General features: G+C 61.7%; 14 protein-coding genes. 2 read left to right on the top strand and 12 right to left on the bottom strand.

What is annotated here, in order from left to right:
• Window positions 1–124: 124 nt before the first annotated feature.
• The 5 genes from M0814_RS22210 to M0814_RS22190 are packed head-to-tail and all read right to left on the bottom strand — an operon-like array spanning window position 125 to window position 4033.
• The gene (locus M0814_RS22210) at window positions 125–760 is read right to left on the bottom strand and encodes an SCO family protein (protein WP_103483959.1); all 636 of its coding nucleotides are present in this window, start codon (window positions 758–760) and stop codon (window positions 125–127) included.
• The gene (gene cyoE, locus M0814_RS22205; protein ID WP_003220336.1) at window positions 757–1656 is read right to left on the bottom strand and encodes a heme o synthase; all 900 of its coding nucleotides are present in this window, start codon (window positions 1654–1656) and stop codon (window positions 757–759) included. The genes M0814_RS22210 and cyoE overlap by 4 nt, the downstream gene beginning before the upstream one ends.
• Window positions 1644–2723, bottom strand: coding sequence for a COX15/CtaA family protein (locus M0814_RS22200; RefSeq protein ID WP_103483958.1), 1080 nt, complete (start codon window positions 2721–2723; stop codon window positions 1644–1646). Before M0814_RS22200 ends, cyoE begins: the two co-directional genes overlap by 13 nt.
• A gap of 10 nt (window positions 2724–2733) precedes the next feature.
• A complete protein-coding gene (locus M0814_RS22195) occupies window positions 2734–3327 on the bottom strand; it encodes a hypothetical protein (RefSeq protein WP_103484038.1) in 594 nt (197 codons plus the stop codon).
• A complete protein-coding gene (locus tag M0814_RS22190; RefSeq protein ID WP_103483957.1) occupies window positions 3293–4033 on the bottom strand; it encodes an SURF1 family protein in 741 nt (246 codons plus the stop codon). Before M0814_RS22190 ends, M0814_RS22195 begins: the two co-directional genes overlap by 35 nt.
• A 70-nt stretch (window positions 4034–4103) precedes the next feature.
• On the opposite strand from M0814_RS22190, the gene M0814_RS22185 reads away from it, so the two are divergent.
• On the top strand, window positions 4104–4307 hold the full coding sequence (locus M0814_RS22185; RefSeq protein ID WP_003220344.1) for a twin transmembrane helix small protein: 204 nt from the start codon (window positions 4104–4106) through the stop codon (window positions 4305–4307).
• Window positions 4308–4314: 7 nt separating this feature from the next.
• Here M0814_RS22185 and M0814_RS22180 read toward each other — a convergent pair whose 3' ends face one another.
• The 4 genes from M0814_RS22180 to coxB all read right to left on the bottom strand — a co-directional run bounded on the left by M0814_RS22180 (window position 4315) and on the right by coxB (window position 8731).
• Window positions 4315–5202: a cytochrome c oxidase subunit 3 gene (locus tag M0814_RS22180; RefSeq protein ID WP_103483956.1), complete on the bottom strand. Its 888-nt coding sequence runs from the start codon at window positions 5200–5202 to the stop codon at window positions 4315–4317.
• Window positions 5203–5227: 25 nt separating this feature from the next.
• On the bottom strand, window positions 5228–5779 hold the full coding sequence (locus tag M0814_RS22175) for a cytochrome c oxidase assembly protein (RefSeq protein ID WP_003220348.1): 552 nt from the start codon (window positions 5777–5779) through the stop codon (window positions 5228–5230).
• Window positions 5780–5934: 155 nt separating this feature from the next.
• Window positions 5935–7521, bottom strand: a complete 1587-nt coding sequence (gene ctaD / locus M0814_RS22170) for a cytochrome c oxidase subunit I (protein WP_103483955.1) — start codon at window positions 7519–7521, stop codon at window positions 5935–5937.
• Between the two features lie 82 nt (window positions 7522–7603).
• A complete protein-coding gene (coxB, locus tag M0814_RS22165) occupies window positions 7604–8731 on the bottom strand; it encodes a cytochrome c oxidase subunit II (protein ID WP_003220352.1) in 1128 nt (375 codons plus the stop codon).
• A 369-nt stretch (window positions 8732–9100) separates the two neighbouring features.
• Between coxB and M0814_RS22160 the strand changes: the two genes are divergently transcribed.
• Window positions 9101–9733, top strand: a complete 633-nt coding sequence (locus M0814_RS22160) for a hypothetical protein (protein WP_003220354.1) — start codon at window positions 9101–9103, stop codon at window positions 9731–9733.
• 138 nt (window positions 9734–9871) lie between these two features.
• Here M0814_RS22160 and M0814_RS22155 read toward each other — a convergent pair whose 3' ends face one another.
• From M0814_RS22155 to M0814_RS22145, 3 genes are all read right to left on the bottom strand, one after another.
• On the bottom strand, window positions 9872–11398 hold the full coding sequence (locus tag M0814_RS22155) for a SulP family inorganic anion transporter (RefSeq protein ID WP_103483954.1): 1527 nt from the start codon (window positions 11396–11398) through the stop codon (window positions 9872–9874).
• A 90-nt stretch (window positions 11399–11488) separates the two neighbouring features.
• Entirely contained in the window at window positions 11489–12220 is a 732-nt protein-coding gene (locus M0814_RS22150) for a carbonic anhydrase (protein WP_103483953.1), read from the bottom strand.
• A 238-nt stretch (window positions 12221–12458) separates the two neighbouring features.
• The gene (locus tag M0814_RS22145) at window positions 12459–13517 is read right to left on the bottom strand and encodes a PA0069 family radical SAM protein (protein WP_103483952.1); all 1059 of its coding nucleotides are present in this window, start codon (window positions 13515–13517) and stop codon (window positions 12459–12461) included.
• Between the last annotated feature and the right edge of the window lie 12 nt (window positions 13518–13529).

Below are 13529 nucleotides of genomic sequence, written 5' to 3'. Positions count from 1 at the left end.
TGCCTGAAACACCGTCCTTGTGGGAGCGGGCTTGCTCGCGAAAGCGGTGTGTCAGCCAACATTTCTTTATCTGACCCACCGCATTCGCGAGCAAGCCCGCTCCCACAGGGGATCTCTGTTGGTCTTACTTGCGGTTGAGCATCACCGGCAGTTGCGCCACCAGTTTGGCGTTGTTCAGCGGCGCCCGAATAAAGCCGCGCTGCGTACCGTCCGGGCCGATCACCGCCAGGTTGCCGCTGTGGTCGACGGTGTAATTCGGTTTGCTGGTATCGGCCGGAATGAACGGAATACTCACCGCATTGGCGACCTTCTGCAGTTCGTCGATCGACTTCGGCGTCAGGCCGACGAACTGCGGATCGAAGTAACCCAGGTACTGCTTCAACTGCTGCGGGGTGTCGCGATTCGGGTCGACGCTGACCAGCACGATCTGCAGTTTATCCACAGCATCCTTGGGCAACTCGCTCTTGATCTGGCGCAGTTGGGCGAGGGTGGTCGGGCAGATGTCCGGGCAGAAGGTGTAGCCGAAAAACAGCAGGCTCCACTTGCCTTTCAACTCGTCGATGGCGACCGGCTGGCCGTCCTGATTGGTCATGGTCACGCCCGGCAACGTGCGGCTCTGCGGTAGCAGGATGATGCCGGCGTCGATCAGCGCGGTGGGGTCGCCCTGGCCCTTGCCACTCAGCACTTTGTTGACGGTAAGTCCCAGGATCAGCGCGATCACGGCGACGAGGATGAAGACGGTTTTCTGGGTTCGAGTCATAGGTTCAACAGTAAGTAGTGGTCTACGAGCAGGGCGATGAACAACAGGAACAAGTAATAAATAGAGTACTTGAAGGTGTTGATCGCCGCGTGCGGCCGAGTGCCACGGTACAGCACCACGGCCCATTGCAGAAACCTTGCGCCCAGCGCGAGGGCGCAGATCAGGTAGAGCACGCCGCTCATGTGAATCACGTACGGCAGCAGGCTCACCGCGAGCAGCGCGAAGGTGTACAGCAGAATATGCACCTTGGTGTAGTGCTCGCCGTGGGTCACCGGCAGCATCGGGATGTCGGCCTTGGCGTATTCCTCCTTGCGATGGATCGCCAGCGCCCAGAAGTGCGGCGGGGTCCAGGCGAAGATGATCAGCACCAGCAGCAACGGTTCGGCGCTGACATGGCCGGTGGCGGCGGTCCAGCCGAGCAGCGGAGGAGCGGCGCCGGCAAGACCGCCGATGACGATGTTCTGTGGCGTCGCGCGTTTGAGGAAACCGGTGTAGATCACCGCGTAGCCGAGTAACGAAGCGAGGGTCAGCCACGCGGTCAGCGCATTGGTGAAGGTCAGCAGCATCGCTTGCCCGAGCAGCGCCAGCACCAGCGCAAAGGTCAGCGCTGCTGCCGGTGAAACCCGGCCCTCGGCCAATGGCCGTTTGTGCGTGCGCGCCATTACCGCGTCGATACGCCGATCCACCACATGATTGACCGCCGCCGCGCCGCCGGCACACAACGCAATCCCCAGATTGCCGAACACCAGCACCGTCCACGGCACCCCGGCGCGGGTCGCGAGGAACATGCCGACCAGCGAGGTGATCAGCATCAGCACCACCACTTTCGGCTTGGTCAGCTCCAGATAGTCACGCCACAGCGCTTGCGCGGGACGTTCGCCGATCAGAAGCGCCATGGCGTTTCTCCTTTAATGGTGATGGGCGCCGCCACGTGTTTGCGCGGGCTGAGGCGCCAGCGGGCGAGCACCGGCTGTTTGACCCGAACCAGACTGGTGCGCGCGTGATAATTGACCAGCACCATGGTCAGCAGCAGCGCTGCACCACCGGCGTTGTGGGCCACGGCCACCGGCAGCGGCAGATGGAACAATACGTTGCTGATACCGAGGGTGATCTGTGCGCCGAGGGCGACCAGCACCAGCCCGGCGAGTCGGGTCATGCCGACGGCTTTCAGTTGCCAGGCCAGACCGAGCAGGACGATCGTCACCAGCAGCGCGCCGATGCGGTGGGTCAGGTGAATCGCCGTGCGCGCATCGCTGTCGAGTTGTCCGCCGAGATAATTGGGGCCGATGTGTTGGGTCAGGTGAAAGCCGTTGGCGAAGTCCGCCGGTGGCAGCCACTGGCCGTGGCAGGTCGGGAAGTCGATGCAGGCCACCGCCGCGTAGTTGGAGCTGACCCAGCCGCCGAGGGCAATCTGGCCGATCACCAGCAGCAGCCCCGCCGTCGCCCAGTACTGCAAGCGTTTGGGCACGGTCAGCGCCGGCAGCACGCCGGACAGGCGCAAGGTCAGCAGGAACAGCAGACTCAATGTCGCAAAGCCGCCGAGCAGATGCCCGGTGACCACTTGCGGCCAGAGCTTGAGCGTCACCGTCCACATGCCGAACGCCGCTTGGGCGAACACCACGGCCAGCAGAAACAGTGGCAGCTTCAGCGGCTGCCCCGGATGACGACGATTGACCCAGGCGCGTCCAGCCAGAATCGAAATCAGCAGGCCGAGAGTGCCGGCGAAGTAGCGGTGGATCATCTCGTTCCAGCCCTTGTGCGCCACCACCGGCGAGTCGGGGTAATGCAGCTCGGCATGCGCCAGTTGGGCTTCGCTTTTCGGCACGCTGATAAAACCGTAACAGCCCGGCCAGTCCGGACAGCCCAAGCCTGCGTGGGTCAGGCGGGTGTAGGCGCCGAGCAGCACGACGATCAGTGCCAGCAGGGTGGCAAACAACGCGAGGCGAAATCCAGGTTTGGCCATGACGATGCCCTTATCCGATGTTCGACAGTTTCAGCAGGTGGCGCAGGTCGTTGAGCAGATCCTTGCCCTTCACGCTCGGGTCGTAGCGCAGCACCAGGTTGCCGTGGGGGTCGATGATCCACAGTTGCGGCGTGGCCTTGTCGCCGGTGGCCTTGCTGAACGCAGCGCTGTCCAGTGGATAGCGTTGCAGCTGCGGATATTCGCGGGTCAGCTTGGCCTCGTAGTCGGCGCTCAACGGTTGCGCGGCGGCGAGGGCGTGGCTGGCGCGACCGGCGTCGCGACCGAGGCCGATCTGGATCTGCCGGGCGAGGTACACCAGTTGCTGGCAGTCCACCGCGCAATCCTTCGGCGCGGTCACCAGCATCTGCCAGCGCTGTTCATCGGCTTGTACGCCGAGGTCGGCACGGGTCTGGCCGTTGCCGATCAGTTCGCCGTGGTAGCTGCGACCTTCCGGTACCCAGAACTGCAGTTTGTACATGCCGGTCGCCAGCACCATCGGGCCGACCACGCCGAGCAGAATCAGCAGCAGCTGAATCCGCCCGCGGCGGCGGGTGGCCGGGGTTTTCGCCTCAGACATGCTGGGTGGATTCATGGCCGTTCCCATGGTGTTTCTCCTTTGCGTTGTGCAATCCAAGGTAGAGGTAGAGGCCGAGCAGGGCGGTGGCCATGGCGAACCACTGCACGGCGTATCCAAGGTGTTTTTCCGGGCCCATGGCGACGACCGGCCAGTCGGCCTCATAGCTGGCGGGGCCGGGTTCGGCACGAAGTTCGTAGGCGAAGCCGTCGCGTTCGAGGGTTTTCCACAGCTTGGCCGGCTCCACGGCGGTGATCGTTTGCGGCCAGGTGCTGCTGGCCGGGTCGGCGTGCAACTGAAAGGTCGCGCCGGGGGCGACGTAGACCCAGGCATCCAGGTTGACCGCGTCGGTTGGGGTTGCGAATTGCGGCGTCACCCGGCGATCCGGCCATGGCAGCCAGCCGCGATTGACCAGCAGCCACTGGCCGGTGGCCCGATCCTGAAACGGTTGCAGCAGCTCGATACCGACCTTGCCGTTGCGCTGGCGGTTGTCGAGCAGCAGGCTGTGGGCGCCATCGAACTGGCCGTGCAGATGCACGCGGCGAAAGGCCGGGTCGGCGCTGTGCAGCAATTCGCTGCTGGCCATCGGATCAGCCGCGCGGCGCTCGGCGTAAGTGGCGAGCAGGGCGGTTTTCTCCGCCCCCCGGCCCAGTTGCCAGAAACCCAGCGACACCAGCAGCGGCAACAGCAATGCCACCACCACGGTCGGTATCACGCCCGGCCGGAAGCGCTTCATGGCCGCGCCACAAAGTCAGTCGTCGCGATCGCTATACTCAACTGCATCGCCTGTCCCCCGGAGTCTTTCCATGCTCAAAGCAGCCATCGTCCTGCTGCTGATTGCCACGGTGATCAGCCTGTTCAGCGGCCTGTTTTTCCTGGTCAAGGACGACAGCAGTTCCAATCGCCTGGTGATCGCCTTGAGTGTTCGGGTGGCATTGGCCGCGGCCACCGTCGGCCTGATTGCCTGGGGCTTCTACAGCGGCCAACTGGTGTCGCACGCGCCTTGGTGAGCAGCGCTCAGAGTACGTAAACGAAGACGAACAAGCCGATCCACACCACATCGACGAAGTGCCAGTACCAGCTCGCCGCCTCGAAGCCGAACTGATGCTCGGCATCGAAATGGCCCTTCATGATGCGCATCAGCATCACGAACAGAATGATCGTGCCGATGGTCACGTGGGCGCCGTGGAAACCGGTGAGCATGAAGAACGTCGCGCCGTAAATGCCCGAACCCAGCGTCAAACCCAGTTCGTGATAGGCGTGCATGTACTCCTCGGCCTGCAACGCGAGGAAGCCGCAGCCCAGCAGCACGGTGATCGCCAGCCAGATTTTCAGCGCACCGCGATGGCCTTTTTTCAAGGCGTGGTGGGCGATGGTGATGGTCACGCTGGAGCTGACCAGCAGAATCGTGTTGATCAGCGGCAGGCCCCACGGGCTGATGACTTCCTTGGGCGGCGGGAACAGTTTCGGGTCCGGGGTGTGCAGCAGCGGCCAGGTGAACTGGAAGTTCGGCCAGAGCATGTGCGCGATGCCTTTCGGGCCTTCGCCACCCAGCGCCGGGCCGGAAATGTGCCGCACGTAAAACAGCGCACCGAAGAAGGCGACGAAGAACATCACCTCGGAGAAGATGAACCAGCTCATGCCCCAGCGGAACGAGCGATCCAGCTGCGGGCTGTACAGCCCGGCGCGACTTTCCTTGATCACCGCACCGAACCAGCCGAACAGCATGTACGCCAGCAACAGTCCGCCGACGAAAAAGATGTACGGGCCGTGGGATTCCGGGCGCGCAGCCTTCAGATCGTTGAACCAGGTCGCCAGGCCGTACACGGTGGTGACCATGCCGATGGTGGCGACGATTGGCCATTTGCTCTGGGCCGGAACGTAATAGTGCTCATGAGTTGCCATTTATTGTTCTCCTTATCGGGCACGCTTAACCGCCAGTGTTTGCAGCCACCGGTGGATGACGGGCGGTGATATCGAACAGCGTGTAGGACAGCGTCAGGTGCTTCACGTCCTTGGGCATGTCGCGGTCAATGATGAAACGCATCGGCATCTCGATCTGCTGACCGGGCTGCAGCACCTGCTGGGTAAAGCAAAAGCATTCGGTCTTGTGGAAATACGCCGCCGCTTCGCTGGGTGCGATACTCGGCACGGCCTGGGCGCTCATCGGTTTGTCGGTGGGGTTGCGGGCGACGAAGATCATCTCGTTTACGCCGCCGGGATGGGTCACCAGTTCCTCACCCTTGGGGTAGAACTCCCACGGCATGTCGGCGTTGTTCATCGACAGAAACTGCACGCGCACCTGCCGCGAGTTATCCACCACCTGCTCACCCTCGTACTGCCCGGCGGTTTTGCCGTTGATGCCGAAGGCCTTGCACATCACGTCGTAGATCGGCACCAGGGCAAAACCGAAGACAAACATTGCCACCACCACGCCGAGCAGGCGGGTGACCAGTTTTTTCAGCGAGATCGAGTCAGCCATGAGTCATGCCTCCCTCGAAGGTGCGAGTGAGCCTTTGTGGCGAGGGAGCTTGCTCCCGCTGGGTTGCGCAGCAGCCCCAAAGATTGTCTGGGCGCTGCGCACCCAAGCGGGAGCAAGCTCCCTCGCCACAGGGGATGTGTCAGCAGAGAAGCGTTTCATTTCACTTCCGGCGGCGTAGTAAAGGTGTGATACGGCGCCGGTGACGGCACGCTCCACTCCAGGCCTTCGGCGCCATCCCACGGTTTGGCCGGTGCCGGTTCGCCGCCACGGATGGTCTTGATCACGATGAACAGGAAGAAGATCTGCGTGGTTCCGAACATGAAAGCGCCGATCGACGAGACCATGTTGAAGTCGGCGAACTGCAGGTTGTAGTCCGGAATCCGTCGCGGCATCCCCGCCAGCCCGACAAAGTGCATCGGGAAGAAAGTCAGGTTCATGCCGACGAACGACAGCCAGAAGTGCAGCTTGCCGAGGGTTTCGTCGTACATGTGCCCGGTCCACTTCGGCAGCCAGTAATAGGCTGAGGCAAAGATCCCGAAGATCGCCCCCGGCACCAGCACGTAGTGGAAGTGCGCGACCACGAAGTAGGTGTCCTGGTACTGGAAGTCCGCCGGGGCAATGGCCAGCATCAGCCCGGAGAAACCGCCGATCGAGAACAGGATCACGAACGCCACGGCGAACAGCATCGGTGTCTCGAAGGTCAGCGAGCCTTGCCACATGGTGCTGGCCCAGTTGAACACTTTCACCCCGGTCGGCACGGCGATGAGCATGGTCGCGTACATGAAAAACAACTCGCCCACCAGCGGGATGCCGACCACGAACATGTGGTGCGCCCAGACGATGAATGACAGGAACGCGATGCTCGCCGTGGCGTAGACCATCGAGGTGTAGCCGAACAGCGGCTTGCGCGAGAAGGTCGGGATGATCTGGCTGACGGCGCCGAAGGCCGGCAGGATCATGATGTACACCTCGGGATGGCCGAAGAACCAGAACACGTGCTGGAACAGCACCGGGTCACCGCCACCGGCGGCGCTGAAGAAACTGGTGCCGAAGTGGATGTCCATCAGCATCATCGTCACGCAACCGGCCAGCACTGGCATCACCGCGATCAGCAGGAACGCGGTGATCAGCCAGGTCCAGACGAACAGCGGCATTTTCATCAGGGTCATGCCGGGGGCGCGCAGGTTGAGGATGGTGGCGATCACGTTGATCGCGCCCATGATCGAACTGATCCCCATCAGGTGGATGGCGAAGATGAAGTAGGTGACGCTTTCCGGCGCGTAGGTGGTGGACAGCGGCGCGTAGAACGTCCAGCCGAAGTTCGGTCCGCCACCCGGCATGAACAGGGTCGAGACCAGCAGCAGAAACGCCGCCGGCAGCAGCCAGAAGCTGAAGTTGTTCATCCGAGGCAGGGCCATGTCCGGCGCGCCGATCATCAACGGGATCATCCAGTTGGCGAGGCCGACGAACGCCGGCATCACCGCCCCGAACACCATCACCAGGCCGTGCATGGTGGTCATCTGGTTGAAGAACGCCGGTTCGACGATCTGCAGCCCGGGCTGGAACAGTTCGGCGCGGATCACCATGGCGAACGAGCCGCCGAGCAGGAACATGCAGAACGCAAACCACAGGTACAGCGTGCCGATATCCTTGTGGTTGGTGGTCAGCACCCAGCGCATCAGGCCTTTGGCGGGGCCGTGGGCGTGGTCGGCATGACCGTGGTCATCGATTACAGCGCTCATGGCCGGTCTCCTTTACGTGAGTGGACGGGGCTGGCCAGGGCGCGTTGCCCCGGCCGGTTCACGAAGTACGCGATAGACCGGCTCATTTGCTTTCCGCCTGTTTGAGCTCCAGCACTTCTTTTGGCGTGACCATGTCGCCCTTGTTGTTGCCCCAGGCGTTACGTTCGTAGGTCACGACCGCTGCGATATCGACTTCCGACAGCTGCTTGCCGAACGCCGCCATCGCGGTGCCGGGCTTGCCAAAGTACACGCGGTGCAGGTGGTCGGCTTTCGGCCCGGTGGCAATCGGCGAGCCCTTGAGCGCCGGGAACATCGGCGGCAGACCCTGGCCCTCGGCCTGGTGACAGGCCACGCAGGTGGTGTGATAGATCTTGTCGCCGCGCTCTTTGAGTTCGTCGAGGGTCCATTCCTTGCTGGTCAGCTCTTTGAGCTGCGCGGCTTCGGCCTTGCGGTCGGCCAGCCATTTGTCGTAATCGGGCTTCTCTTTGACGTCGACCACGATCGGCATGAAGCCGTGATCCTTGCCGCACAATTCGGCGCACTGCCCGCGGTAGATTCCGGGCTTGTCGATGCGCGTCCAGGCTTCGTTGACGAACCCGGGGATCGCATCGCGCTTGACCGCGAAGGCCGGCACCCACCACGAGTGGATGACGTCGGCGGAAGTCACGAGGAAGCGCACCTTGGCGCCGACCGGCAGCACCAGCGGCTTGTCGACTTCGAGCAGGTAGTGCTCGCCCTTGGCTTCCTTGTTGTGGATCTGTTCGGCGGGGGTGGCCAGGTTGCTGAAGAACTCGACATCCTGACCGAGGTATTTGTAGTGCCACTTCCACTGGTAACCGGTGATCTGGATATCGATATCCGGTTCACTGGTGTCGTACATGCGGATCAAAGTAGCGGTCGCCGGCACGGCCATCGCCACCAGGATCAGGAACGGCACGACGGTCCAGAGAATCTCGACGGTGGTACTTTCGTGGAATTTTGCGGCGACCTGCCCGGTCGAGCGGCGATGCACGATCATCGACCAGAACATGGCGCCGAAGACGATGATCCCGATCACCACACAGATCCAGAAAATGGTCATGTGCAGGTCGAATACTGCGTGACTGATTTCAGTCGCTCCAGGCGCCATATTCACAGTCCAGGCCGCATTGGCCGGGCTGAAAATCGACCACAACAGGAGGCCCATCCAGACGTGTGGATGTCGCATCATTGCGGGTTCCCCTTATCGTTCTTGTTATCCCGCCGGCTTCGGCCCGCGGCAAGGGAGCGGCTGCATCAGACTACGAACTTGAATCGCCGGGCCTTGCTGCGGGTGCAGTCGGGCGTCATCAGCTAACTCCATTCAATGGCGAGTATAGACAGCGGCGGAGAATTGCAACGCGATCGCGTAAATGATCTGAAACAGCCGGGACTTGCGCTCAAGGGCACGAATGGAGAAGGATGCAGACGAGTGGTGGCAAACCGATATAACGCAGGTGTATCAAGGATGAAATAATTATGACAAATGCGTCTTAGCATTTTTCGTAAGCCAGCTAAGTTATGTCTTCCCTATTTCATTGCCTTGTTTCCTGGAGTTTTCATGAACACCGCCGCATTGCGCGAGCAGATCCAAAAAGCCCGACAAACCGAAAATGAAACCGGACGCCTCAAGCGTCAGCTGGAAGCCAAGTTGCCTCATTTGCATTCCGCCATTCAGTTGCCGGACGCTAACCGCGAAGAAGCGTTGACGAAATTCGTCACCGCCTATATCGACGAAGTACCAGACATGCTGGACGCAGCCAATGAAGTTGCCAGGGAAGCGGGAATCGAGTCGCAGATCAAACCGGTGCTGAAAATCGCCGAGCAGTACTTCCTTCAGCCGCCGGTCGGCCTGGACAGCCTGCTGGACGAAGCCTATCTGGCGCACCGCTTTGTCGAAGAGGTCAACGACCTGTACATCAAGCACCTCGGCCAGCCACTGATCCCCTTGGACATGACGGTCGCCAATCTGATTGCTCACCAATTGCTCGGTGAGGAATTTGCCAATCAACTGGACGAAGTGGTGCATCACGCCATCGACGAGATGCTCGACGACGATAGTTTTGCGCTGGAATCGGTAGAGGCCTACCGCGACAAACTGAGCAGCCCGGATACCGGTGCCGCGTGGAAGCGCTGGCCGTGCATGGGCCGTCGCCTGGGTGTGGGTCTGGAGCTGGATCAGCCAGCCGCCTGATTCAAAGCCCGGTACAAATCCCAATTGTGGGAGGGGGCTTGCTCCCGAAGGCGGTGGGTCAGTCAATATCAATATCGACTGATCCACCGCCTTCGGGAGCAAGCCCCCTCCCACAGGGGTTCTTTGCAAGCGGGGGATTTAACCAGCCGCACCGATCCCGGTATTAGTCCGAACCCTACCTTCAAGCCGTCGCTTCAACCCGCGCGACTCGATCAACAGCTTCGACCCCTTCGCCGCATTCGCCCGGCCCCACTCTTCCAGTAACTCCAGACACGAATGGTCGATGTAGCTCAGGTTATTGAGCGGCACATGCACCGTCGTGCCCGCCGGAATGCTGCCCAGCACCTGAGTCAGCGCCGGCACCTTGAGAAAGGTCGCCGCACCGACCAGACGCAATTCCATCTCGCCGTCCTGCGGCAGGTCGATCAGGCTGATCTTCAGGCGCGAGGCCTTGAAGGCCAGTTTCAACATCGTCAAACCGAAACCGATCAACACACCGGTCAGCAGGTCGGTGAAGATGATCGCCAGCGCCGTGGCGGCGTAGGTGAACATCGGCATCCGCCCGTAACGGCCCAGGCCGCGAAACGCTTTCAAGTCCACCAGTTTGAAACCGGTGTACACCAGCACCCCCGCCAGACTCGCGACCGGAATGCTCTGCAGCACGCTCGACAGCAACAGCACGAATGCCAGCAGCCACAGACCATGGAAGATCGTCGAGTAACGGGTGGTCGCGCCGGCCTGGACGTTGGCCGAACTGCGCACGATCACCCCGGTCATCGGCAGCGCACCGACCAGACCGCAGAGCATGTTGCCGACACCTTGCGCTGACAGTTCACGGTCGAAGTCCGAGCGCACGCCGTTGTGCATGCGATCCACCGCGGCGGCGGACAACAGCGTTTCGGCGCTGGCGATAAACGCCACGGCAAACGCAGCGATCAGCAGGGTCGGGTCGGCGAGGCTGAGCAGGTCCGCCGGTTTCAGCCAGTCGATGGCTTCGGCCAGATTCTCCGGCACCTCGACGCGTTTGACCTGCAGCGCCAGCAGCAGGCTGGCACCCGTGGCCAGACCGACACCGAGCAGCGCGCCGGGAATGAAGCGCAGCGAATGCGGGCGAAACTTCTCCCACAGCCACATCACCGCAATGGTCGCCAGCCCGAGCAACCCGGCCTGCCAGCCGAACGACGGCAAGGCCTGCGCCACCGCGCCGGGGAAGGCCGTGAGGTTATCCAGGCCGGACGGTTGTGGCTTGGCATCGAGCATCACGTGCACTTGTGAGAGCACGATCAGCACGCCGATCCCGGCGAGCATGCCGTAGACCACCGCTGGTGCCGTGACCCGAAACCAGCAACCGAGCTTCAGGCGCCCGGCCACCAGTTGCAGGAACCCGGCGAGCAACAGAATCGGCCCGAGCATCTCGATCCCGTGCTGGCGCACCAGCTCGAATACCAGCACTGCCAGACCCGCCGCCGGCCCGCTGACCTGTAACGGCGAACCCGCCAGCCAACCGACCACCACGCCACCGATGATCCCGGTGATCAGGCCTTTGGCTGGCGGCAACCCTGACGCAATCGCAATGCCCATGCACAGCGGCAGCGCGACCAGAAACACCACCACCGAAGCCAGCAGCTCCCGTGGCAGAACCGCTTTCAATTGAGCAGCACGCATGGTGACTCTCCCGAAGTTTTCTTCAGGCATGGCGAGGCCGGGCCGCTGAAACAGCGGCCGGCGTCAAACCACACAGATTTTTAGGAAGATTTAGAAGCGCGCTTTGGGCGTCGCCACCGGAATCGGATGGCTGCCGTCGAGCGGCAGGAAGCGTCCCTGATCCGCGTCGTAAGCTTTGATTTCGCTGGTTTCGATGTTGTAGACCCAGCCATGGATGAACAGTTGACCGTTCGCCATGCGTGAGGCTACCGAAGGATGGGTACGCAAGTGCTGCAGTTGGGCGATGACGTTCTCCTCGGTGAGGATCGGCATGCTTTCTTTTTCGTCGGTGCAGTTACAGTTTTCGTGCACCATGGTTTTTGCCACTTCGGCGTGGCGCAACCAGGCTTTGACCGTCGGCATTTTTTCCAGGCTGTCCGGGTTGAGTACCGCACGCATGGCGCCGCAATCGGAATGGCCGCAGATGATGATGTGCTGCACGCCCAGTGCCAGTACCGCGTATTCGATGGCGGTGGAAACGCCGCCGTTCATCTGGCCGTAAGGCGGCACGACGTTGCCGACGTTACGGGTCACGAACAGATCACCGGGGGAGCTCTGGGTGATCAGCTCGGGCACGATGCGCGAGTCGGCACAGGTGATGAACATTGCCCGTGGCGATTGCGCCGTGGCGAGTTTCTTGAAGAGTTCTTCCTGTTGGGGGAAGACCTCATGATGAAAATGCAAAAAGCCGTCAACGATCGTTCGCAGCGCTGCATCGGCGGATGCCGCCCCAGGGACGGCTTGCGCCGACGCAGCCAACGGCTGTTTATCCTTGTCACTCATGATTCATCCTCTTTGGCGGATTCGGGGAGTCGTTCCCGTGTATTCCGGTATGAAGCCAGTGGCTGTTTAAAACATCCGGGCCATCCCGACCCGTCAGTCACTCGATGAACAAGGTAGCCGCCGAAACTTAACTCAAACTGAATCAAGCGCTCTAGAACGTGTGTTCCAGATCACAAAAAACGTGACTGGCGTGTTTCGACGGAAGGATTCCAACCCATCAACCGTAGGCTGATTGTCGCTAAATCAATGACATCTGGCGACCCGGCGGACAGAAGGCCGCGCAATCGAGGTTGTAGCCTTCACGGTGGTTCAAACCGAGACGTTTAATGGCTTTGGCGAAACGCTGCGCCAGCAGGTCGGCAAACGGCCCCTCGCCGCGCATCCTCGCGCCGAAACGGCTGTCGTAGAGCTCGCCGCCACGGCTCTGGCGGATCAGGCTCAGGACATGGGCGGCCCGCTGCGGATAGTGCGCCTGCAGCCATTCCTCGAACAGCGGCGCCACCTCCAGCGGCAGGCGCAACATCATGTAGGCGGCGCTTTGCGCGCCAGCGGCGTGGGCTTCGGCCAGCAGGCTTTCGATTTCGCTGTCGTTGATCATCGGAATCATTGGCGAACACAGCACCCCCACGGGAATCCCCGCCTCGCGCATCACCCGGATCGCTCGTAAGCGGGCTTTGGGCGCGGCGGCACGGGGTTCGAGGATGCGTTTGAGTTCGTCGTCCAGCGTGGTAAGGCTGATCATCACCGCCACCAGTCGTTGCTGCGCCAGTTCGGTGAGCAGGTCGAGGTCGCGCAGGATCAGCGAACCCTTGGTGACAATGGTCACCGGATGCCGGTAGCGCAGCAGCACTTCGAGGGTCTGGCGGGTGATCTTGTGCTCGCGTTCGATGGGCTGATACGGATCGGTGTTGGAACCCAGATTGATCGGCGCGCATTGGTAACCGCGTTTGCTCAACTGTTCCTCAAGCACCTGGGCGGCGTTGGTCTTGGCGATCAGCCGGGTTTCGAAATCCAGCCCCGGCGACATGTCCCAATAGGCGTGGCTCGGTCGTGCATAGCAATAGATGCAACCGTGCTCGCAGCCGCGGTAGGGATTGATCGAGCGGTCGAACGGCAGGTCAGGCGAGGTGTTGCGGGTGATGATGGTTTTCGCGGTCTCGATCATCACCTCGGTGTTCTGCGTCTCGGGCACTTCGTGGTACCAGCCGTCGTCCTCGACCACCGAGCGATTCGGCGCAAAGCGGTTGTGCGGGTTGGTCGCGGTGCCGCGACCGCGAGGTGGCAATGGAGTAGACATGAAAACGCCCCG

The sequence above is a fragment of the Pseudomonas sp. MWU12-2020 genome, assembly GCF_023100605.1.
Classification (GTDB): Bacteria; Pseudomonadota; Gammaproteobacteria; order Pseudomonadales; family Pseudomonadaceae; genus Aquipseudomonas; species Aquipseudomonas fluorescens_H.
This window is presented reverse-complemented; position numbering and strand designations above follow the sequence as displayed.